The 22,447-nt window shown below is 45.1% G+C and carries 17 protein-coding genes; 9 read left to right on the forward strand and 8 right to left on the reverse strand.

The features are described 5' to 3' along the window. Positions 1-281 precede the first annotated feature (281 nt). Complete coding sequence (locus ACM0P2_RS01720) at positions 282-2,471, reverse strand: M3 family metallopeptidase (protein WP_159119647.1); 2,190 nt, start codon at positions 2,469-2,471, stop codon at positions 282-284. Positions 2,472-2,722: 251 nt separating this feature from the next. Between ACM0P2_RS01720 and ACM0P2_RS01725 the strand changes: the two genes are divergently transcribed. Beyond that, positions 2,723-3,241, forward strand: a complete 519-nt coding sequence (locus ACM0P2_RS01725) for a YgjV family protein (RefSeq protein WP_159119701.1) — start codon at positions 2,723-2,725, stop codon at positions 3,239-3,241. 148 nt (positions 3,242-3,389) lie between these two features. Next, on the forward strand, positions 3,390-3,680 hold the full coding sequence (locus ACM0P2_RS01730) for a hypothetical protein (protein ID WP_159119648.1): 291 nt from the start codon (positions 3,390-3,392) through the stop codon (positions 3,678-3,680). Between the two features lie 142 nt (positions 3,681-3,822). Here the strand turns inward: ACM0P2_RS01730 and purU are convergent, their stop codons facing one another. Together purU and thpR are read right to left on the reverse strand one after the other, a co-directional pair. After that, positions 3,823-4,677: a formyltetrahydrofolate deformylase gene (gene purU, locus ACM0P2_RS01735; RefSeq protein WP_105930573.1), complete on the reverse strand. Its 855-nt coding sequence runs from the start codon at positions 4,675-4,677 to the stop codon at positions 3,823-3,825. A 133-nt stretch (positions 4,678-4,810) separates the two neighbouring features. Then, positions 4,811-5,455 (reverse strand): RNA 2',3'-cyclic phosphodiesterase, encoded by a 645-nt coding sequence (gene thpR / locus ACM0P2_RS01740; protein WP_159119649.1) that lies wholly within the window; start codon positions 5,453-5,455, stop codon positions 4,811-4,813. A 210-nt stretch (positions 5,456-5,665) separates the two neighbouring features. Between thpR and ACM0P2_RS01745 the strand changes: the two genes are divergently transcribed. Both ACM0P2_RS01745 and ACM0P2_RS01750 read left to right on the forward strand, forming a co-directional pair. Continuing rightward, entirely contained in the window at positions 5,666-8,347 is a 2,682-nt protein-coding gene (locus tag ACM0P2_RS01745) for an ATP-dependent RNA helicase (RefSeq protein ID WP_419227678.1), read from the forward strand. Positions 8,348-8,529: 182 nt separating this feature from the next. Then, positions 8,530-9,342 (forward strand): DUF4198 domain-containing protein, encoded by an 813-nt coding sequence (locus tag ACM0P2_RS01750; protein ID WP_159119650.1) that lies wholly within the window; start codon positions 8,530-8,532, stop codon positions 9,340-9,342. 74 nt (positions 9,343-9,416) lie between these two features. Here the strand turns inward: ACM0P2_RS01750 and ACM0P2_RS01755 are convergent, their stop codons facing one another. Further along, on the reverse strand, positions 9,417-10,682 hold the full coding sequence (locus ACM0P2_RS01755) for a lytic murein transglycosylase (protein WP_159119651.1): 1,266 nt from the start codon (positions 10,680-10,682) through the stop codon (positions 9,417-9,419). Positions 10,683-10,947: 265 nt separating this feature from the next. Between ACM0P2_RS01755 and mrcB the strand changes: the two genes are divergently transcribed. Then, a complete protein-coding gene (mrcB, locus tag ACM0P2_RS01760; RefSeq protein WP_159119652.1) occupies positions 10,948-13,308 on the forward strand; it encodes a penicillin-binding protein 1B in 2,361 nt (786 codons plus the stop codon). A 263-nt stretch (positions 13,309-13,571) separates the two neighbouring features. Here the strand turns inward: mrcB and ACM0P2_RS01765 are convergent, their stop codons facing one another. From ACM0P2_RS01765 to ACM0P2_RS01775, 3 genes are all read right to left on the reverse strand, one after another. Further along, positions 13,572-13,856: a hypothetical protein gene (locus ACM0P2_RS01765; RefSeq protein WP_105930567.1), complete on the reverse strand. Its 285-nt coding sequence runs from the start codon at positions 13,854-13,856 to the stop codon at positions 13,572-13,574. 364 nt (positions 13,857-14,220) lie between these two features. After that, entirely contained in the window at positions 14,221-15,144 is a 924-nt protein-coding gene (locus tag ACM0P2_RS01770) for a DUF808 domain-containing protein (RefSeq protein WP_159119653.1), read from the reverse strand. A gap of 363 nt (positions 15,145-15,507) precedes the next feature. Further along, on the reverse strand, positions 15,508-16,350 hold the full coding sequence (locus ACM0P2_RS01775; RefSeq protein ID WP_159119654.1) for a hypothetical protein: 843 nt from the start codon (positions 16,348-16,350) through the stop codon (positions 15,508-15,510). Positions 16,351-16,631: 281 nt separating this feature from the next. Here ACM0P2_RS01775 and glnK point away from each other — a divergent pair, with 281 nt between their 5' ends. From glnK to ACM0P2_RS01795, 4 genes are all read left to right on the forward strand, one after another. Continuing rightward, a complete protein-coding gene (glnK, locus tag ACM0P2_RS01780; RefSeq protein WP_105930564.1) occupies positions 16,632-16,970 on the forward strand; it encodes a P-II family nitrogen regulator in 339 nt (112 codons plus the stop codon). 32 nt (positions 16,971-17,002) lie between these two features. Beyond that, complete coding sequence (locus ACM0P2_RS01785; protein ID WP_159119655.1) at positions 17,003-18,250, forward strand: ammonium transporter; 1,248 nt, start codon at positions 17,003-17,005, stop codon at positions 18,248-18,250. 216 nt (positions 18,251-18,466) lie between these two features. Further along, entirely contained in the window at positions 18,467-20,158 is a 1,692-nt protein-coding gene (gene ggt, locus ACM0P2_RS01790) for a gamma-glutamyltransferase (RefSeq protein WP_159119656.1), read from the forward strand. A gap of 184 nt (positions 20,159-20,342) precedes the next feature. Next, on the forward strand, positions 20,343-21,269 hold the full coding sequence (locus ACM0P2_RS01795; protein ID WP_159119657.1) for a Dyp-type peroxidase: 927 nt from the start codon (positions 20,343-20,345) through the stop codon (positions 21,267-21,269). A 33-nt stretch (positions 21,270-21,302) separates the two neighbouring features. Here the strand turns inward: ACM0P2_RS01795 and ACM0P2_RS01800 are convergent, their stop codons facing one another. Further along, entirely contained in the window at positions 21,303-22,379 is a 1,077-nt protein-coding gene (locus ACM0P2_RS01800; RefSeq protein ID WP_105930560.1) for an adenylate/guanylate cyclase domain-containing protein, read from the reverse strand. Positions 22,380-22,447: the final 68 nt, after the last annotated feature.

A 22,447-nucleotide genomic window follows, 5' to 3' on the forward strand; every position in this document is an offset into this window, starting at 1 on the left:
GTCGTTACTACGACACAGTACGGCGATTTAAATTTAGCGCTGGTTTTTATTATTCTTTTGGCCAAACATGTTATCGGCCTCTTACCAACAAAGTTTATACTTTTTGGTGGCAAAGAGCTCACTAAGATTGTGAATGACAACTGACCAGAAGGTCAATGAAAAGATGAGTGCTTTGTCGCGTAAAGCAAATAAAAAGGCCTTCGATTAAATAAATTAAACCGAAGGCCAGTATATTTACTGTGTGTTGAATAATTTCAACTACAGCCTAGAAGCGTTGGTGTTTATTCTTTCGCTTCTTTTGGGATCGGGAAACCGCGGTCACGCATTAACGCGTCTACTTTAGCATCGCGCCCACGGAATTTGCGGTACGCTTCTGCCGGATCCATTGCGTTGCGTACAGCGAATAGATATTTCACTAAGCGATCGCCTACTTCTTTATCGTAGAAGCCGCCGGGTGCTTCCATGAAGGCTTCTGCCGCATCAGCAGTTAAAACTTCCGCCCACATGTAGCCATAGTAAGCCGCTGCATAACCTTCGCCAGAGAAAACGTGTCCAAAGTGTGGAGAGCGATGACGCATAACGATTTCTTCTGGCATGCCTAGCTTTTTAAGCTCTTCACGTTCAAAAGTATCAGGGTCAATCTTGCTAGGGTCGGTAGTGTGATACTTCAGATCCATGATTGCAGAGGCCATGTATTCTGTCGTCTTGAACCCTTCATTAAAGGTTGAAGCCTTCTTAATCTTCTCAACCAATTCGGCAGGGATCGGCTCGCCAGTTTCGTGGTGTACCAGGTAGTTATTAATAACTTCATCGGTGGTTAACCAACGCTCTAGTAACTGTGACTGAAACTCGGTGTAGTCGCGCACGCCTGAGTGAGAAGATGGGTATTCTACGTCAGACGCTAAGAAGTGTAGCGCGTGACCAAACTCATGGAAGTAGGTTTCAGCATCGTCCCACGAAATAAGCGTAGCTTCGCCATCGGCCCCTTTAACGAAGTTCGAGTTGTTAGAAGATAATACGGTTTTTTTACCATCGAACGTGGTGTAAGAACGGTAGGTCGTTGCCCAAGCGCCTGAACGCTTACCTTGACGTGAGAACGGATCAAGGTACCAAAGGCCAATGTGCTCACCGCTATCTTTATCTGTTACTTCCCAAACCTTAACATCCTCATGGAAAACCGGCACTTTGCCTTCTTCAACCGGAGTGAAGTTAAAGTTAAACAGGCGACCAGCAACGTAGAACATTGCCTCGCGAAGTTTATCAAGCTGCAAGTATTGCTTTACTTCATTTGAGTCGAGGTCGTATTTGGCCTGACGTACTTTTTCTGCATAGAAGCGGTAATCCCAAGGCTCAATAGTGATATTAGCACCTTCTTTATCTGCAATAGCCTGCATATCAGCCACTTCTTCTTCGACGCGAGCAATGGCCGCAGGCCATACTTTCATCATAAGATCCATGGCATTTTCTGGGTTCTTCGCCATGCGATCTTCTAAACGCCATTGAGCGTAATTTTCGTAACCTAATAGTTCAACGCGCTCATCACGAAGAGTTAGAATACGCTTGATAATGTCGTTATTATCGAACTTATCTGCATTGTCACCGCGATTGTAGTAGGTGCGCCAAACTTTCTCGCGAAGCTCTCTATTTGTAGAGTAGGTTAAGAATGGATCCATCGACGAGCGGGTGTTAGTAATGGCGTATTTACCTTCTTCACCGCGAGACTCAGCGGCAGCCTTTGCTGCTTTTACAAAAGACGCAGGCAAGCCATCCAACTGGTCTTCAGTAATGTAAGTCACATAGTTTTCTTCGTCGGCAAGAACGTTGTTTGAAAACTTAGTGTGCAGCGTAGCAAGTTCTTCGTTGATTTCTGCGTAGCGTTTCTTTGCTTCGCTATCAAGCGTTGCACCATTTCGAGCAAAGCTATTGTACGTCATCCATGTAATACGCTGTTCTTCTGGCGTAAGTGACTTCAGCTCATCAGACTCGTATACCGCTTTTACTCTTTCAAATAGCTTTTCATTTTGCGTGATTTGAGTGAAGAATGCTGACATCTTAGGTGACATTTCTGCCTGAATCTCGCGGAATTCAGGGCTAGATTTGTTAGAGCTCCAAATACCGTAGTAAGTAAACACGCGGCCAAGCTCAGCGCCTGCGCGCTCCATCTCTACAATAACGTTATCAAATGTTGGTGGTGCTTCGTTGTTCGCGATAGCTTCGATTTCTTTAAGGTTCAATTCCATGGCTTTTTCTAGCGCAGGTTTCAAATCTTCTAGATTCATTTTATTGAAAGCTGGCACGCCGCCATACGGGCCTTTAAATTCTTGAAGTAGCACATTATCAAACTGTGCTTGCTGAGATGCTGTTGTAGGTTGTGCATCTGCGCTGGTGGTTTCAGGTGCTTTTTGTTCTGAACATGCACCCAGTGCAACCACAACCGCCATAGCGGTAAGTGATGATTTAAATTTACCCATGAGTTTTCCTGTCTGTTTTTATCTATACGTTTTTGACGCTTATCATCTTAAGATAATGTAAAAATAAGTTAAATGCTCTTTAACGTAATTCCTTGCAGCACAGCGGTTTGAAGAGAAATCGCGCTGATATGCAATTCATCGAAATTGGTCAAATTTTGATTGGCTTTATGCTGTATGGAATTTACACTGCGCGCGTTTTCAAATGCTGGCTTCAGCAACCCTTCAACCTTTTATATTTTAACGTGCTCACTATGTTCGAAATTCTACTTCACGCGTTTCCTGTCGCTTTTGCTTTGGCCTCTTTTTGGTCGAATACTGAACGTAAATTATTGCTACTGAATTTAGGGCTATGTATTGCTATTGGCTCACTTTTGGTTTTCGAGCAAGCGTGGGGAGGAGCCGTTGTTATTACGGTGGCAGGGCTGAGTACTAGTTATAGGCTAATTAACCAAAAGCTACTTTCTCCTGTGGCAACCTATATCACATTAATCAGCATGATGGTTATTGTACTGACGGTGAATAATCTAACCGGTAAAACCTCGTTAGTTGAAGCTATGCCTGTGTTAACTTTTATGGCTTACCGATTTGGTGAGCTTCACTGCAAAGAAGCGGGTCTTCGTGTGTGTATGATTGTTGGTTCTATCAACTTCACAGCGTACGGCATAATTACGCAAACCTGGGGGCTAGCTATTACGGAGGCGCTATTTGCTGCATCAAACCTGTGGTATTACATGAAACTAAGACGTGCCATGCGTACCAGCCCTGTATGAAGCATAAATTAGTTCATGTCAGACCGATAACTGCACTAACCTAATGACAAGAAAGTGGACGTTTTGAAGCCGTTGTTTGTATTGAAACCAAAGCCGCTTTGTGATTTATTGAGTGTTTAAAGGGAATCAAAATTTCACAGGGAAGACGATGCAACGCAAAGCCATCGACAAGGCACTACTTCTTGGTGTTCCTGCTTTTCTACTGGCTCTTTTTGTTTTAAATATCACTGCAGAAGGTGAAGTGAAACTAGTGGCTACCCTAGGCAGTGTAGGGCTATGTATTGGCTTTTTCTCTCACCATTACCTTGGCGTTATCTTGGAAAGCGGCAACGGCAAAGGGTTTGACTTTCACTATCCTCATAAGGAAGCCGTAATAAAAGCGAGACTTCAAGAGGTGCTTGGTGATGATGGGTTTAACAACGTAAAAAAGAATGTCTAAATAAAGCGAAAAAAGTGTAGAGCGAAAAAAGTGTAGAGCGAAAAAAGTGTAGAGCGAAAAAAGTGTAAAGCGAAAACAGTGTAAGGAGAAGCCCGAAAGTAATGCTTACTAGCGGGCTTTTTTAATTTATCAGTGTGAAGACTTACGCAAACACCACGGTCTTATTTCTGTGAATAATCACGCGGTCTTCTAAGTGGTAGCGCACGCCATGAGCTAATGCCGTTACTTCACAATCTTTACCCTTACGCACCATGTCAGCTGCACTGTCACTGTGACTAATACGTTTAACGCTTTGCTCAATAATAGGGCCTTCATCTAAGTCTTTAGTAACGTAGTGACAGGTTGCGCCAATTAACTTTACGCCGCGATCATAGGCTTGCTGGTATGGCTTAGCACCGGCAAAGCTGGGCAAGAAGCTGTGATGAATGTTAATGGCTTTACCTTGCAGCTCTTGGCAAAGCGTATCAGGTAAAATCTGCATGAAGCGGGCAAGCACGGTCAAATCAATCTTGTATTCTTGAAGTAAGGTCGTGATTTGCGCAAATGCAGCTTCTTTGCCGAGCGCTTTAAAGTCTACCCAGTGAAAAGGCACCTTGTACCAGTCTGCAAATTGCTTCATTTGCGGGTGGTTACCAATAATTACGGGAATATCACAGTGTAGTTCGCCTGTATGCCAGCGGTGCAGCAGGTCAACTAAACAGTGAGACTCAAGGCTGGCTAAAAGAGCCACGCGTTGCTTTTTGTTTGAATCACTCAGTTTCCAATTCATTTGATATTCATTGGCAAGGGGAGTGAACTCTTCCACAAAGCTTTTATGGTCTAATTTTAGCGAGTCGGTACTAATTTCATGACGCATGAAAAAGCGACCTGTCTGTAAATCGGTGTGATGGTTCGCTTCGACAATGGTGGCATTGTGGTCTGCTAAAAATTGCGAAACGCTGGCAACCAAACCAATTTGGTCGGGGCAGTCTATAACTAATCTAAATGTTTGTTGCATGAAGGCAGAATGAATTAAAAAACAGGTCCTCTTTTTACCCGTGCCGCAGCACGTTGTAAAGGTGATAGGCCTCTTTAACCCAGCTTAAATTGGCATAAGTCATAATTACTAACTGTGGTGCAGATGTTTTTGCTCATTCATCAGTTATCCCTCTGCGCAATTTCTCCCTAACAGACATGTTATGTTTTAAAGACCACGACTGGCGAATTGGATAAGTCACTCCCTGTGGCGTGGAGACTGATTCGAATAAGTGAAAGGCAGATACATGCATATCTACACTCGGGCTGTAAAGTGGCAGGGGCAACATTGACGTGGCTTTTCTAACAATTGTAACGTGAGGTTTGTATTCTTTTCCTTCTACCTCAATTGCTGCTTTTCGCGCCGCTTTACGAGATAGTTTAGCGAGTTCCATTAGTGCCTTGGGTTTATTGTTGGGAGCAGCAAATAAAATTTTAGGGCCATTCCATAACCCGGTAGTATCAAGCGTTAGAGAAAAAGGCTCACTCACGAGGTGGTCGAGTTCGTAAATAAGTGCTTCATGCTGTCGATGGCTTATTTCGCCTAGAAAGCTCAGGGTTATGTGAAAATTTGCTGCTGGCACTGCGTAGGGCAGGGGAGACCCTTGATGAATTTGTTGATGCTTTGAAGATTTTCGGGATATCGGAGCGGCAGCTCTTGTCCATTGCCTTGGCATGACTTCAGGTAAGGCTTGCTGACGCCAGCTATCAAGGGCGAGCTTTTCTGAAGTGCTAAGATCTAATCCAATAAAACATCGCATAGCTTTACTCCCTAATTTGCATTTTTACACCAGTTGCTCGTATGAAGCCTTTCTATAGCAATAGCCTATATGTTTTCACTAAACGCATAAACAAAGCAAACATATTAGTAAGCATTTACTTATCATGTCTCAATGATGGAGTTCTGACACACATGATAGGGCTTATCGGGTACACTTACGGCATTAGCTTACAATATTTTTTTGCCCCTTATGTTACAGCCGTTTTCTCATTTACCCGCTTATGAACTTGCAACACCGCTACAAAATGCGATTGTTGACAATAATGTCATTATCGGAGCTCCACCTGGCGCAGGTAAGTCGACCGTGCTGCCCTTGTCGTTACTGCATTCTTCCCTCGAAGGAAAAATATTGCTTATGCAGCCCCGCCGAGTTGTTGTAAGAAGTCTTGCCGATTATTTGGCCAGACAGCTTAAGGAACATGTGGGAGAAACGGTTGGTTATCGTATCAAAGGCGAGTCGAAAACATCGCCTTCAACAAAATTAGAGATTATCACTGAAGGGGTGCTGAGCAGAATGATTCAGCAAGACCCAGAGTTAAGTGGCGTAGCTGCAATTGTTTTTGATGAATTTCACGAACGCAGTATCCACAGTGACTTTGGTTTAGCGTTAGCTCTGGAGGTGCAGGCAGGGCTGCGCGACGACCTTCGGCTAATCATCATGTCGGCAACCTTAGAGATAGAGCCACTTAACAAACTGCTGTCCGAATACAGTGCATTGCCCGTGGTAAATCTGAACACGCAAGGGCGTATGTTTCCTGTAGATATTCGCTATATGCAAGATGTGTCTGCTCATGAACTCGTTCCCAAAATTGGCAGTGTCATTAAGCAGGCTGTCGCTGAACACCAAGGTGATATTTTGGTGTTTCTGCCAGGAAGAGGGAGCATCAACGCCGTAGCGCGGGACATAAAACCTTTGGCTGAGAGTGCTGATATCGCCCTTCATATGCTTTACGGCGCGCTGAGCAAATCTGCGCAGCAAGAGGCGATCTCTAAAGATGCAACCGGTCGGCGTAAAATTATTTTATCTACCAATATTGCTGAGACGAGTTTGACGATTGAGGGCGTGACTGTCGTCATTGATAGCCTTTGGGAAAATAGTGCACAGTATCACCCATCAAGCGATATTACAGCGCTTACGCAGCAGCGTATTTCTCAGGCTTCTGCGGTGCAGAGGGCCGGGCGAGCAGGGCGAGTCATGGCTGGAACTTGCTATCGCCTATGTAGTAAAAGCAGTTTTGAGCGTTTGGCAAAGCATAGTGCTGCTCAGATAGAAAAAGAAGATTTGAGCGGCTTCCTACTCGACACCTATGCGTGGGGAAGTACGCCCGATACGCTTGCATTATTAACGAGGCCTTCACCAGCGCAGCAGCGCACAGCCCATAGTAAACTTCGCCGCTTAAATGCAATTACAAGTAAAACCGATGGAGCAAAGGATAGTAAACCCGACGCCTATCGCGGGACCGAAAATATCAATATTACTGCCTATGGCCGTTCGCTTGCCAAATTGCCGTGTCAGCCTCACTTAGCACACCTTTTATTAACAGTGAAAAGCGGCTTTGATGCGTTTTCAGATGAAGAGAATAATGCATTAAAACAGGCTGCCATTTTTGTTGTTGCTTTGAGTGAAAGCAATATAAGTATTGGCGGCTCGACAAGTGTGATGGACACCTTACTTCATGTGAGTGGCAATACACGAAGCCAATTGCTACATCAGGCCTCTCGCTATTTGCGGTATGTATACAGTGGAAACACAGATATTCAAGTGCGCAATGCTGACGTGAATCTACTGGATGAGCACGCGCTAGGTTTATGTATTGCTATTGCGTTCCCGATGCAGGTGGGATATTTGCGAACGTCGTTGCCGTCGAATAACGGTAGCGTGAAAAAAGCCTCAGGTATCGGCAAGGCATCTACGGTAGGTAAGCGCGCGTCTGATTTGATTGAATATAAACTGGCAAGTGGCAAAGGCGCAGAGCTTACGGCGTCAAACAGTGCTAATTTTGCTAGGGGAGAGGAGGGTGAAAGTACGCCATGGTTAGCAGTACTTGATGGTCAACTGATAAAAAGCACGGTAACGATTCGCCTAGCGCAGCCAGTACCAGAACACTGGTTGCGTGTAGCGTTTCCCAACGCGTTCAGTGAGAAGCGCAGTGTGACGCTCAATGGTGACACGGGCCAGATGGAAGCGCGGAGAATCACCGGCTTCTTTGAGATAACGTTAAGTAGCCTGCCTGTATCTGGGCAAGAAAAAGCACGAGATAGCGACTTTTGGGACGATGCCTTTACTGACGGGTGGTTTTCTTATCTTGAAACCTTGCCGCTTTCAGCTTGGCCTCTCTCACAGTCCGATTGGCAGTGGTGGCGAAGGGTGGAATTAGCCGCAACGCTCAATTTGCCTCAGGAAAAAGCGTTTAACGACCCAGAGCCATGGCCATCTTCCCTCAGTGAGTTGGTGTATAAGGCGAGAGACAGCTTAAAATCGTCATTGAAAAACTGTAAGAATATTAAGTCGCTGCAGCAGTTACCGTGGAAAAACGCGTTAAATAATGGCTTGTCGTGGCCTCAACAAGATGCGCTGGCAACACTGTTGCCCACGCATTTAACCGTTCCGTCGGGAAAAAAGGTTGCTCTGGACTATCGCGACAACGGCGATGTGGTGTTGTCTGTTAGGTTACAGGAAATGTATTCGCAGCAAGTGCCAATTACACTTGCAGCGGGCAGCATAACCGTGGTGTGTGAATTACTGTCACCGGCAGGGAGACCTTTACAAACCACAAGTAACTTAGGCATGTTTTGGCAAGGCAGTTTCAAAGAAATTCAAAAGGAAATGAAAGGCCGCTATCCTAAGCACAACTGGGATTTACCGGATTAAAAACAAGGTTGAAGTCTGAGAATAGTTTCTATTAGTTATAAAGGGAGCAGCCATTCTGAATCCCCACGCTTCGCTAGGAAACTTGCCAGCGCCTTCTGAGTGGGTAATTATCTATGCGGATTGGTAAAATTACGTTAAGTTGGTAATTGAATTGTTAAAACTCTCTGAGGTAACGTGACGCTATGAAATCAAACAGACTAGGCACTGCCGCTCTTTTTCTAATGACATCGCTTAGCGCTCAAGCGCATGATTTCTGGTTAGAGCCTACCCATTACCACACCAACACACCCAGCTCAATTGCCCTGCAGTTTAAAGTAGGTCACAAGGAAGACACCTCTCATTGGAGTCTTGCCTGGAATAAAATAGTGGCTCTACGAACTTACTCGTCAGACGGTGTTACAGATATGGGGGCAAGCGTAGTGCCTAGAACAGCATTACTACCTGGTATGGCAAAAACCACTGAGCTAGCTCCTGGCAGTCACGTTATTGGGTTTGAAAGTTATCATGCCACGAGCGTATTAGACGCGAAGAAGTTTAACCAGTACGCAAAAGACGAAGGTTTAGCGGAAATACTGGCCTATCGAGAGTCTAGAGGTCAAAACGATATTGCGGGAGAGGAACTCTACTCTAGAAAAGCGAAAACCATTGTTCAGGTGGGTGACACCATTACGGATAATGTATTAAAGCCTATTGGCCATACGTTAGAAATAGTACCGCTGAATCATCCTTATAAGCTGAACGATAATACGCTGTCTGTTCAAGTATTATTCAAAGGGAAACCACTTAGCAACGCACTGATTGATGCATTATCACTTGCAGATCACAACGCTCAGACGCAAGCCTTAACGACTGATAAAGACGGCAAGGCGACGTTTAAACTCGATACTAAAGGGCCGATGATGCTAAATACCGTGTGGGGCGTGCCGTTAACAAATAGCTCAGCCGCAGACTTTGAAACGTATTTTTCAAGCCTGACGTTCGAGTATCTTCCTTAACCGACACGCTTATATGCAGCGTTTTTGTCAGTAAATGCCGCCAGTGTTATGCACTTCAATGCGGCATGCTTCAATTAGGACTGCGATGTTGTGCCGTTCTCAATTGAGATATCTAACGCAGCCATCACTTCAAGCCCTGGAAACCCGTCAGCAATCATGTTGTTGCTAATTTGATAGTTGCGAATGCCTTCACGTGTGGCTGGGCCTATAATGCCATCGGGTTTGCCCACATCAAAACCTAAGTCATTGAGCTTGCTTTGCAGGGCAATAATATCTTTGCGGTTATATGCCGGAAGGTCAGGCAATGTGGCTTTGATACCAGTAGCACCAGATATACGATCGGCAAGCACGCCAACAGCGATGGCATAAAACTCAGAATTGTTCCAGCGCATGATCACCCGAAAATTCTGATACGCAATAAATGCTGGACCATTATGGCCCGCGGGAACAATTACGTATGCTGTGGTATCGCCTTCACCAAGTTCGCTGCCATCAGCTTTTTTCACGCCTTGGGCGTTCCACTTACTAAGAGGCTTTTTATTTTTATAACCCGATTCCTGATAATCAAAGTTTTCTGGCAGTTGCACTTCGCGGCCCCAGCGAAAGCTTCTCTCCCAACCCAAGCTTGCTAAGAAATTAGCTGCCGACGACAGCGCATCTTCCTCGCTTGCCCACAGGTTTATCTGGCCGTCGCCATCGCCATCAATGGCATAATGCGTATACGCTGAAGGCATAAATTGAGTGTGGCCCATAGCACCCGCCCAAGAGCCAATCATATCTTCTTTTTGTAGCTTCTCTCTTTCCAAAAGTTTGACGGCAACGAGGAATTCTTGGGTAAAGTATTTGCTTCTGCGTTTGTCGCAAGCAAGTGTAGCCAGTGAATCAAGTACTGGCATCTTCCCTTTATACGACCCGAAGTTGGTTTCTAGGCCCCAAAAGGCAAGAAGGTAGTGGGGTGGAACGCCGTATTTATCGCTTAGTTCATGAAGTAGTTTCTCATGTTTAGCGTACATCTCTTTGCCTTTTTCAGTGCGCCAGTCAGTCACTCGCTTACTGAAATACCCTGGAAAGGTTTGAACAAATTCGGGCTGGCTTCTGTCCAACTCTATAACTCTGTCTTGATGAATAAGGCGGGGAAACACATCGTCAATAATCTGCTGACTGACGCCTTCTTGTTTAGCCTTGTCGGCAAGCGCAGCGGTACAACTAGCAAATTGTTCATTTGCAGAAGCATTACTTACTAAAGCACCTGAGAAAAGAATTGCAAATGACGTACGCAACAAGCCACCTTTGAGTGAGAATGTTGATAAAAAAGAAGACTGAAATGAAGCTAAGCGCATAGTACGGTTCCTGTGTTACTTCCCTGCATGCTATCGCATTGTGACCGCGAAACGCGAGTAAAATTCATTCCAAGTAGACGGCTTTTATGGTCAGCACGCTTTTTCAACGGAGTAAGGTTTACAGTGTGCCTAAATGGAAACAGTTGTTGAGAAGCGGCCTCAGTGGTAATGTTTACGCTATCAAAAACGACGTTTTTAAAGGCGCGCGTTAATCAATATCGCAAAGAATGCGATGTCATTTCAATGATCTTCATGGCGTTTTCACGTGGCAAAAAGACAGACTAAAGACAATACATCTTCAAATGGCAAGGCATCGAAAACATCCACAACGGGTAAAAGCTCGTCCAAACGTTCGTGGATGTTCACCCTGTTCTGGCGTGTGAGTCTTATCGGGCTCGTGGTGCTTGGCGCTTATGCTTTTTATCTCGACGCGCAAATTAAACATGCCTTTTCAGGAAATAAATGGGAAGTGCCGGCACAGATATTTGCTCGCCCTCTAGAAATAAGCAAAGGCGAAGAAATTACCCCGCAAGAAGTTATTGATGAACTAAATCTGCTTGGCTACCGAAAGGTGACTTTTGCTGATAGCAGTGGTGAATACAGTTATCAAAATAAGGTGCTCAATGTGCAGCGCCGTGGCTTTCAATTTCCTGAGGGCGCTGAGCCGTTACGCCATCTAGTCATAACATGGGAAGGCCCTCGTATTGGTGAAATATACGACAAGACTCAAGGTCGCCCTTATGGCGCGGTAAAGCTAGAGCCTTGGCTCGTTACGCGCATGACAAGCGGATCGCAAGAAGACCGTATGTTGGTTAAGTTAGATTCTATACCTGAAATGCTGCCCAAAGCCTTAACCTTGGTTGAAGACCGCAACTTCTACAATCATCACGGTGTTGCACCGCTTTCTATTTTGCGAGCTCTTATGGCGAATATTGCTGCAGGAAGAACGGTTCAGGGGGGCAGCACGCTCACGCAACAGCTGGTTAAAAATATGTTTTTAACCCGCGAACGTTCCATCGTTCGCAAAGCAAAAGAAGCCATTATGGCGGTCATTATTGACGCGCGTTACAGCAAGTCAGAAATTATTGAAGCGTATTTGAATGAAGTATTTCTAGGGCAAAACGGCGATATGGCAGTCCATGGCTTTGGACTTGCCAGTTACTTTTACTTTGACCGACCTGCAAATGAGTTAAGTACGGTAGAAATTGCAACGCTGGTAGCTATTATTAAGGGGCCGTCTTACTACAATCCGCGTAAATATCCTGAGCGTACCAAGGAACGTCGCGATCTCGTATTGCGCATGTTGTTTGACGAAAATGAAATTAATCGAGATGAATACGAACGCTATGTCAATATGCCGTTGGGATTAGCCAGTGGCGCAAGCTTAGCAAGCGGTAAACACCCTGCATTTATGGAGCAGGTTCGCCGCGAGTTAAACGAAATCTTGGCAGAGCCAAGCTTAAGAGATTCTGGCGTTAAAGTGTTTACAACACTTGATATTGTAGCGCAACGACGAGCTGAAAAAGCACTGTCGACCACCTTAGACGGTTTACAAAAAGACAGAAAAGTACCGTTGCAAGGTGCCATGGTAGTGACAAACAGTGCAAGTGGTGAAGTACGCGCCATTGTCGGTGGAAAAGACTTTGAGTTTAAAGGTTTTAACCGCGCGCTTGATGCAAAACGTCCTATCGGCTCGTTGATAAAACCAGCGGTGTATTTGACTGCACTAGAAGATCCAACGCAGTTCAATCTGGCAACGCCACTTAAAGATGAGCCTATTACCCTTGAGAGTAAAAATGGGACAACGTGGTCGCCTCAAAACTACGACAAGGAGTTCAGAGGGCAAGTACCTTTGCTTCAAGGTCTGGTTGAGTCTCTCAATGTTCCCACGGTCAACCTGGGTATGCAGATAGGGCTTGATGCTTTGGCTGATACGATTGCGCGCTTAGGTGTAACCACGCCAGTTGATAAAGTGCCATCGCTTACTCTTGGCGCGTTTGAGCTAACACCGTTTAACACCAATCAAATGTACCAAACGCTGTCAAACGACGGTCGCTATATTCCTCTTCATACTGTGACTTCAGTGGTAACAAATGATAACGCATTGCTTTGGAAGAAAGCCGAGTTCTATGCGCAGCGTGCAGATGAGGCGGCAACTTATTTGCTCAACTATGCGCTTTATAAAGTGACTACGGAAGGAACGGCAAAGCGCATAGGCTGGAACTTTGGAAACGTGAATATGGCGGGTAAAACCGGCACTACTGACGACTATCGAGATAGCTGGTTCAGCGGTTTTGATAGAAATAATGTAGTCACAGTTTGGGTCGGCAATGATGATAATAAACCAGTAAACTTAACGGGTGCAGGAGGCGCACTACCTGTCTTTGTAAACTACATGAAATCTCAATCACCCAAGTCACTATCTAGACGTTTTCCTAAAGGGTTGGGCATAGCGCATTTTGATGCTAAAACCGGTGCAGTTGTTGTTGCTGGGTGTGCAGGAAGTTTGAGTGTGCCTGCTATTTTAGATGTGCTCCCTCCACCTCAACAAGATTGCTCAGGCCGGCCGGTCGATAAAGATGGTAACACGAAAGAAAAAAGCTGGTGGGAAAAAATATTTGGATAAAAAAACTCCAGTAAGAAGATAGAAAACACAATTACATTAAACATAAACTCTGTGCTTTCTATCTCCCTCTGGAGCAAAGGCCCAGGGAAGGCAAATCAGATAAATGAGTTAACAAGGCACCTATTTATTTTTATCGCGATTTCAGTGGCTTTTTTGAAGAAAGGTGCGCGCAGTTGAAAAGACTAGCGCACTCACTAAAAACGCGATAACAGGGCCGAGTACTACCATAAACAGTGTAGCGGCAGTTAACATGTGCAATCTCCTTATGCGTCGTTATCGTCTGAGTTCACCGGCTCTATCGGCGTTATCGTAATCTCCGCTACCAAGGTTTCGGCTTCCTCTACCTCTGGCTCGAATGTATGGCTAGCGGTAAGCACGTCGTACGTTACGCTAAGCGCTAATTCCTGCTTTACCTCTGTCATGGCGTTTTGAACCATAAAGTCAGTATGCAAAGCAATGTTGTTTTGAGAGTCATCAGCAAATGCTTGTGTACTTAGCACGCCAGCAACGAAAGAAAGTGCAGTGAAAGTTTTGCGACCGATAAACATAGTAATCTCCTAAAAAGTTATGTTAGACACTGCACTGGGACATACTGCGTGGCAGCTATCATATTGCTAAAGGTTTCGATAATAAGTCGTTATCAATTAACAATTAGTTTATAGCGAGGGATGTGCCAGTTTTGTAAAACGAGTTAAGTTTATGAAAAATATGGTTTTTTATTTAAGCTAAATGAATGCAGCTAAACTTGATAACTAATGAGATGCTAAAAAGTGGTGAAATTTAAACTTAAGTGGTCAAAATGACTAATGGGGCTTGTGAAACGTCGCGTAGTCGAACGTTCAACTACGCGAGTGGTCTAAAAAACATGTTTATGCGCTTAATGCGAGCAACAGTATGTGAAGAGTACAGTACCTAGCGCTTCTTGTTTTTCAGTTGAGAGGCTAATGTAACAGTAATAGCGATGATTACGCCGGCAGCAATACCTACCGCGCCATCCGCCAGTATAGACATAACTAACGATGCATCGGGAATGAGGTCGGTAAACCAGTCGGTGATAACGTGCAAGAAACCTATGCTATGGGTCAGTATGCCACCACCCACTAAAAACATAGCCACAGTACCTACTACCGCCAGTGTTTTCATCAAAGCGGGTGCGGCTACTAACAATGCCCTTCCAATAAACCGCTGCAGAGTATTCATAGACCCTGTTAATGATTTTCGTAGCATGTAGAGCCCTACATCATCCATTTTCACAAGTGCGGCTACAAGGCCATATACGCCAAGCGTTATTGCCAGACTCAACGCCACTAATACACCTATTTGGGTGGTAAGGCTTGCATCTGTAACTGTGCCCAATGCAATCACAATAATTTCAGCAGACAGAATAAAGTCAGTACGAATTGCACCTTTAATTTTATCTTTCTCAAAGGCCACCATATCCACATCTTCGTGGGAAAGTGCCTCTATTCTTGCTTCTCGAGTTTTTTCTTCATCTTCGTGAGGAAGGTACTTGTGCAATAATTTTTCTGCACCTTCAAAACAAAGGTAAAGCCCGCCCAACACGAGTAGCACTGTAATAAGTGAGGGAACAAATGCACTTATGGCCAATGCTGCGGGAACTAGTATGGCCTTATTTAGAAGTGAGCCTTTTGCAACGGCCCATACCACAGGCAGCTCGCGGTCGGCTTTAACGCCTTGAACCTGGTCTGCATTTACAGCGAGATCGTCGCCTAGTACGCCGGCGGTTTTTTGTGCAGCGACTTTTGACATGGTTGCGATGTCATCCATTAACGTTGCAATGTCGTCTAATAGAGCAAGTAAGTTGGCAGCGGCCACAGTAATATTCCTTTTAATTTGTATGTAGTTATAACGTCTGCGCTGTATACATTTATAACGCTATGAAAAAGCAAACGCGATGTGCAAAGAATACGTGCAGCATCTAACTTTTGGCAACCCATCAATTCACGATACATAAAAATAAGATGGCTTTCTGTGTGGGACGCAATAATTATCTATGCGAACTGGTATAAGGTAGTTCTTACACTCTCTATTTATTTTTATGCAAGCACGACAAAGTGCAACGCTCTTGCTAATTATATGTTGATGCTACGCATTGATGGGCATAGTGATTTATCACAAGATTGGTGTAGCAAGTAACACGACTTAATTACATTTGCCTCAATGCGTGATAACTAACGCCTAATTGTTCGTCTCTTCGACAGGGCGTTTATTAACCCTAGCGTCAATAAAGCGATTGTGATCGCCCATTTTGGTGCATTCTAAGGTGCCGCCTGTGAAGCCGCTTAATAATGCCAGCGTTTTGTTCGCAGTACTGCTGCAGTTAACGCGTTTGGACGGGCGTTTATTTTCAATAGCTTCGCGCTGTAGCGTGCTCGGGCCCTTCAATTCAGGGCTATTTTTACTTCGCTGAAAGGCAGCAGCGGCACGCTCGGCATCTTCTGAAATTTGGTTGTTGTGATAGCCGCGAAAATATTGCGCAGCGCCGTCTTTAACCGACAAGTTGAGCGAGCCTGCTCGTCTATTTGCATCTATCGAAAGTGTGGGAGACGTTAAAACGTTAGGTGGTTCAGTTACGTCCGTCTTCGGCTCAACATCAGCGTTCTTTTTGTCCTGCGTTTGCTTTTCAGGTTGTGTGTCTATTGTGTTCTCTGATGCTTTATTAGTTAATGAATTATCGGGCTCATACTGTAATTCAGGTGTTGTCTTCTGCTTTTCTGCGTTATCTGAATCAGTTAGGTCGCTGGTCGCTTCTGTTGCTTCAGGGGGCACAACATCTTTTACTTTTTGAGATCGTGATATCGGTGGGAAGTATAGCCTCGCGCTAATTTCAGGCATTGGCATAGTGGCTTTATGTCGCGTCTTTTGATTATCAATATTTAGCTGAGAAAGAACAATAACTAACGCTACCCCGAGCACGTGAATCAAGGCTGAAACGATTAGAGGGCGCCATGCGGTTTTCTTAGCAGCATGGTGCTCGTTTAGCCTGTCGGGCGCAAAAAAAGCTGGGGTGAGAGTCGTCATAGTAAACAACAGACCATGCACTCAAACGAATAGTTCCCTTCTAATTTCATCGTACTTATTAGTCGCCTCACCTCAACGTTGGACATCTTCGCTTCATTCGAGGGCATTTCTTTAGCTATGCACCAAAATTGTGCGTTAATTTTGGTCTAACATGATGATTTTTGTTTTATGTTATTGAAATATATATAAAAAGATTTGTGGCATGGCTCTTGGTATGTCTTTGTACAGTTGGAAACACAACCATAAATCACAGATTAATAAAAACGAACTGGGAGCAACACATGAAACTAGTCACAGCGATCATCAAGCCGTTTAAGCTAGATGATGTTCGTGAAGCCATTTCAGAAATCGGTATCGACGGCTTGACCGTGACCGAGGTGAAAGGCTTTGGACGTCAAAAAGGACACACTGAACTATACCGCGGAGCAGAGTATCAGGTGGATTTTCTACCTAAAGTCAAACTGGAAATTGCTGTTCAGGATGATCAAGTAGAACGCTTGGTTGAAGCCATCGTTGGCGCTGCCAAAACAGGCAAAATTGGAGACGGCAAGGTGTTTGTTTACGACCTTGAACACGCCGTTCGTATTCGAACTGGTGAGTTGGATAGCGACGCGCTTTAAGCCACAACGATATATTTGCGGAGAAAACCATAATGGAAATCACTTTTGAACTTGGGTATGCGCTAGATACCTTTTATTTTCTAATTTGCGGTGCATTGGTTATGTGGATGGCTGCAGGTTTTGCAATGCTTGAAGCAGGTCTTGTTCGAGCGAAAAATACCACAGAAATCCTAACTAAAAACGTGGCACTGTTCGCTATCGCTTGCACCATGTACATGATTTGTGGCTACGGCATTATGTATGGCGGTGGCGATTGGGGTCCTTTTCTTAGCGGTATCATGGCTGACGGTGCAACCGGTGTTGCTGAAGAGCCTGCTACTTACGCGCCTTCTGCAGATTTCTTCTTCCAAGTAGTATTCGTTGCTACTGCGATGTCTATCGTATCTGGTGCGGTTGCTGAGCGTATGAAGCTTTGGGCATTCCTTGCATTCGCTGTTGTTATGACGGGCTTCATCTATCCGATGGAAGGTGCTTGGACATGGGGCGGTGAAGCGGTATTCGGCATGTATACCCTAGGCGACTTAGGTTTCTCTGACTTTGCCGGTTCTGGTATTGTTCATATGGCCGGTGCAGCCGCTGCCCTTGCTGGTGTAATTGTGCTAGGTGCCCGTAAAGGCAAATACACAGCAGACGGTAAAGTAAATGCTATCCCTGGTGCAAACTTACCGCTTGCGACTTTAGGCACATTCATCCTTTGGATGGGTTGGTTTGGCTTCAACGGTGGTTCTGTACTAGCAACCGCTACGGTTGAAAGTGCAAACTCAGTGGCTATCGTATTTATGAACACTAATGCTGCCGCTGCTGGTGGTGCTATTGCTGCACTTATCGTTGCACGTATTTTGTTTGGTAAAGCAGACCTTACAATGGTACTTAATGGTGCGTTAGCTGGTCTTGTTGCAATCACTGCAGAGCCATCAACACCAACGCCACTACAAGCTACGCTATTCGGCGGCCTAGGTGGTATCTTAGTAGTACTTAGCATTGTTGCACTAGATAAAGTAAAAATTGACGACCCAGTGGGCGCTATCTCAGTTCACGGTGTTGTTGGTCTTTTAGGTTTAATCCTTGTTCCTTTCACAAACGATGGTTCAAGTATTTCTGGTCAGCTAATTGGCGCCGCGACTATCTTTGTATGGGTATTTGTAGTGAGCCTAGTGGTATGGCTAGTGATTAAAGCGGTAATGGGTGTACGTGTAAGCGAAGAAGAAGAATTCGACGGCGTAGACATGAGCGAGTGTGGTTTGGAAGCATACCCAGATTTCACAAGCAGCCGTTCGTAATAAAGTCCGATTAGGCAGAATAAAGCAATAATAATAATGCCTTGTTACCATGTTTAAGCCCCGCCTAGCGGGGCTTTTTTCGTTATCTTTATCGGTGTTTACAAACAAGAGCGTTAAGGAAAGAAGCCTAGGCGTAATGTGACAATGAAGCTACACTAGAGAATATTGTAGCTCTGTACATTAACGCCATATAACGTTTGAGATAAAAGGAACACTATGATTGCAAATGCGCGACTTCTCCCATTGATACTCATCTTATTTAGTGTCAATTGTTTAAGTTATGACAGAATTACCGGGCATACATTTGCAAGTCGCTCAGAAGTGATTGCTAAAAATGGCATGGTAGCCACGAGTCAGCCATTAGCCACACAAGCCGCGTTAGATATCTTAAAGCAGGGAGGCAGTGCGGTCGATGCCGCCATTGCAGCCAATGCAATGTTAGGTTTAGTTGAGCCTACAGGTAGCGGTATAGGCGGTGACTTATTTGCCATAGTGTGGGATGCAAAAGAAGAAAAGCTAGTGGGCTTAAACGCCTCGGGTCGCTCGCCTAGACAATTAACGAAAGCGGTGTTTGCCGAGCGTGGCTTGCATCAAATTCCTAAATTTGGTCCGCTCCCCGTTTCAGTTCCTGGCGCTGTCGATGGCTGGTTTGCGCTACACGAAAAATTTGGCAAGCTGCCCATGTCAGCGTTGCTTACGCCGTCTATCAAATATGCCCGCGAAGGGTTCCCTGTTTCAGAAGTTATCGCCTATTACTGGCAAATGAATTACGAGCGAATTGGTCATTATGATGGCTTCGCCGAGACCTTCCTTATCGATGATAAAGTACCGCAAAAAGGCGATATCTTTAAAAATCCCGGATTAGCGGTGACGTATGAAAAAATCGCAACCGGAGGACGTGATGCTTTTTACAAAGGCGATATTGCGCGCACTATCGATGCCTACATGAAGTCTCAAGGCGGCTTTTTGTCATATCAGGATTTATCGTCACATACCTCTGAGTGGGTCGAACCGGTTGCCGCTAATTATCGCGGGTACGATGTGTGGGAACTTCCGCCGAACGGCCAAGGTATAGCAGCACTGCAAATCCTTAACGTTCTAGAGCACTATGATATTGAAGGAATGGGTTTTAATTCGGCTGACTATATTCACACTTTTGTTGAAGCGAAAAAGCTTGCCTTTGAAGATCGCGCCAAGTTCTATGCTGACCCAGAGTTCAACGACATTCCTGTCGATTGGCTAATATCAAAAGAATACGCAGCCAAACGCCAAAAGCTTATTGATAGCGAACGCGCGGCGAACCGGGTAGACGCTGGCATTTATGAGGGGGATACCATCTATCTGACCGTTGCTGATAAAGATGGCAACATGGTGTCGTTAATTCAAAGTAATTATCGCGGAATGGGGTCAGGAATGACGCCGCCGGGGTTGGGGTTTATTCTGCAAAACCGAGGCGAGATGTTCACTCTCGAAGAAGGGCATTTCAATGAGTATCGCCCTGGCAAGCGACCTTTTCACACTATTATTCCTGCTTTTGTTACCAGAAATGGTAAACCAGTGATGAGCTTTGGTGTGATGGGCGGCGGTACGCAGCCACAAATGCATGCGCAAATTATTGTAAATATTTTAGATTTTGGAATGAATCTGCAAGAGGCAGGTGACGCCCCAAGAATACTTCACAGCGGCTCAAGCAGTCCAACAGGTGCATTGATGACAGATGGCGGCTATGTAAGCTTAGAGTCGGGTTTCAGCGAGACCGTCCAGCGCGAGCTAATGGAGCGGGGTCACAAGCTTCAGCGGGTTGTTGGGGCATTCGGCGGATATCAAGCTATCGCATGGGATGAGCAAAAAGGAGTATATTTTGGTGCCTCTGAAAGTCGAAAAGATGGACAAGCAGCAGGCTATTAAGCACACTAGAGCAAATAATGAACGGTGTAATTAACCAGAGTTATTAAAAGCAGCTTCGCTTGAAAAGGTTTTTAAGCTTGAAGTAGTTGCTACAATTTGTAGAAAGATTCGCAACGCAAATCGCGGCGTATGAACGCCCTTAGCGAAACGTCATAACAAGGCGTTAATAACAACAAGAGCGGCAATGACACAACCACAAAAAGGCCTCTGCGCTGAGCCAAACTTACATGCACAGTATTTATTACTGAATGTGATTGACGACGATAGTGAAGCGGTACGCGCTAAACTATCGCGAGTACTGGATATTTTTGAACATTTCGAAAACGAACATTACGAAGCGATGGTGACCGGTGTTATTGCAATCGGCACGAGCTATTGGCCTGAGGTATACCCTGGCTTAATACCCGTAGAGCTCGCCCCTTTTCCAGACATGCAGTGTGAAGATAGAAGTGCGCCTACTATGCCGTGCGATCTCTTCATTCAAATTCGCGCCGACCGTCTTGATATTTGTCATGCAGTGGGAATTGAAGTTATGGACCTTCTGCGCATTCACGTAGAGCTTGTTGAGCAGATTAGAGGGTTTAGATATTTAGATGGTCGTGATCTTAATGGCTTCCTCTACGGTGCCGATAACCCTCGCGGCATGAAACGCCGTCAAGTGGGCATAGTAGGAGAGGATGACCCTGATTTTAGCGGCGGTAGTTATGTTCACATTCAACGTTATCGGCATGACCTGCGACGCTGGAACAGCCTGTCTAACCGACAGCAAGAGCAGGTGATGGGTACGACCCAAGAACATAACTTAATTAGCAGTGAACAATCCCCTTCGTCTCATAACGTTCGAGCAAGCAGCGTAGCGCCAGATGGTGACGAACCAAGGCTAATTAAGCAAGGAATGCCCTACGGTGACATGGTCTGTCAGGGATTGTTTTTTGTAAGCTGTAGCGCAAGTTCACGCCCTTTTAAGCAAATGCTTCATAGCCAAATTTATGGCAATGGAGAAGGTGACTATGATCGCTGGTTAGATTTTACCAGTGCTGAAACTGGCGCCGCGTTTTTCGCACCTTCCATCAACTTTATTCGCCAGCAAGCTAAGCTATCAGGAAGCTGATTTTTAAGTTAGGTGCAATAAATCAGCGACTTACTAATAAATTAATGCGCCGTCCCAATCGTCTTCGAGGTCCCGATTCTGATAGATCCTACATACATCTAAATGATGGTGGGCAAGGGGGTCATCTGGACTTATCGCAATAGCCGCTTCAAAGAAAGAAATGGCATCGTCCCACTGCTGATTAATTCGGCAGGCTACACCTGCTGCAATTTTAGCTTGTGATGCAAGTCTGCGCTCTTGCTCTTCCTGGGAAAGATGGCTAAGCACTTCATAAATCTCAATGGGTGTTTTTCGTCCTTTTACTCTTACCCAGTCAAGTAATCGCGTTTTGATAGGGTATCCTGAGCCGATGGTTTTAAGTACCTGGGCGCTAACAATAATGTCAGCTTTATATTTAGGGCACAATGCTTCAAGTCTTGATGCTATGTTTACGCTATCGCCGATAACGGTAGTATCCATCCGGTCTTCCGAACCTACAGTCCCCATAATCACTGGTCCAAAATGGATACCGATGCCCATATTGATTGCTTCGTAATTACTGTTTTTTCTGTGACCGTTGTATATAACGAGGGCTTTGCGTAAATCTAGGGCTGCATTTACGGCATCCATCGCTTTCTGCTGAGGCGTACCGCCGGGATGATCAAAAAGCGACATAATAGCGTCACCCATGAACTTATCGATAAAACCATTGTTTTGATGAATAGGGTCATTCATCCTGGTGAAATAAGAGTTAAGAAAGTTCATTAACTCCTGTGGCGTAATACGCTCAGAAAAGCCTGCGAAGCCGCGTATATCGCAAAACATAATAGCCACATTGTTTTCAGCAGCATAGCCAAGACCCAGGGAATCCACATCCGAGTTTGCCATGTGTTCAACGAATTGTCGGGGTACGAACTTTTGAAAGGTTTGAGTTAATCGGAGAGCTTCGTCAGCGGCAGCTTGAAAGCGTGCATCGTCCTCTGTTTTCAATGCAGAGCGGTGAACGTCCACACGACGTGAGAGAGCCTTTCTAAATCGGTACTTTAGACGTCGACTACGCCTAACGTAAAGAATCGTAATGACAGCGCTATAGATGAAGAGCGCGCCCAATGCGCCTGTTTGCCAATCCATTGTGAATCACACCTTTCAACGTCTTTGTTTTTAAGGCTATTTATCTAGCCAAAGAGAATTTCCAGATA

The sequence above is a fragment of the Alteromonas sp. OM2203 genome (assembly GCF_048517045.1).
Lineage (GTDB): Bacteria > Pseudomonadota > Gammaproteobacteria > Enterobacterales > Alteromonadaceae > Alteromonas > Alteromonas gracilis.

Excerpts from the sequence above, each read along its gene's own strand:
- ACM0P2_RS01720 (WP_159119647.1), bottom strand. The coding sequence starts at position 2,471 with ATGGGTAAATTTAAATCATCACTTACCGCTATGGCGGTTGTGGTTGCA.
- ACM0P2_RS01725 (WP_159119701.1), top strand. The coding sequence starts at position 2,723 with ATGTTCGAAATTCTACTTCACGCGTTTCCTGTCGCTTTTGCTTTGGCC.
- ACM0P2_RS01730 (WP_159119648.1), top strand. The coding sequence starts at position 3,390 with ATGCAACGCAAAGCCATCGACAAGGCACTACTTCTTGGTGTTCCTGCT.
- purU (WP_105930573.1), bottom strand. The coding sequence starts at position 4,677 with ATGCAACAAACATTTAGATTAGTTATAGACTGCCCCGACCAAATTGGT.
- thpR (WP_159119649.1), bottom strand. The coding sequence starts at position 5,455 with ATGCGATGTTTTATTGGATTAGATCTTAGCACTTCAGAAAAGCTCGCC.
- ACM0P2_RS01745 (WP_419227678.1), top strand. The coding sequence starts at position 5,666 with ATGTTACAGCCGTTTTCTCATTTACCCGCTTATGAACTTGCAACACCG.
- ACM0P2_RS01750 (WP_159119650.1), top strand. The coding sequence starts at position 8,530 with ATGAAATCAAACAGACTAGGCACTGCCGCTCTTTTTCTAATGACATCG.
- ACM0P2_RS01755 (WP_159119651.1), bottom strand. The coding sequence starts at position 10,682 with ATGCGCTTAGCTTCATTTCAGTCTTCTTTTTTATCAACATTCTCACTC.
- ACM0P2_RS01765 (WP_105930567.1), bottom strand. The coding sequence starts at position 13,856 with ATGTTTATCGGTCGCAAAACTTTCACTGCACTTTCTTTCGTTGCTGGC.
- ACM0P2_RS01775 (WP_159119654.1), bottom strand. The coding sequence starts at position 16,350 with ATGACGACTCTCACCCCAGCTTTTTTTGCGCCCGACAGGCTAAACGAG.
- glnK (WP_105930564.1), top strand. The coding sequence starts at position 16,632 with ATGAAACTAGTCACAGCGATCATCAAGCCGTTTAAGCTAGATGATGTT.
- ACM0P2_RS01785 (WP_159119655.1), top strand. The coding sequence starts at position 17,003 with ATGGAAATCACTTTTGAACTTGGGTATGCGCTAGATACCTTTTATTTT.
- ggt (WP_159119656.1), top strand. The coding sequence starts at position 18,467 with ATGATTGCAAATGCGCGACTTCTCCCATTGATACTCATCTTATTTAGT.
- ACM0P2_RS01795 (WP_159119657.1), top strand. The coding sequence starts at position 20,343 with ATGACACAACCACAAAAAGGCCTCTGCGCTGAGCCAAACTTACATGCA.
- ACM0P2_RS01800 (WP_105930560.1), bottom strand. The coding sequence starts at position 22,379 with ATGGATTGGCAAACAGGCGCATTGGGCGCGCTCTTCATCTATAGCGCT.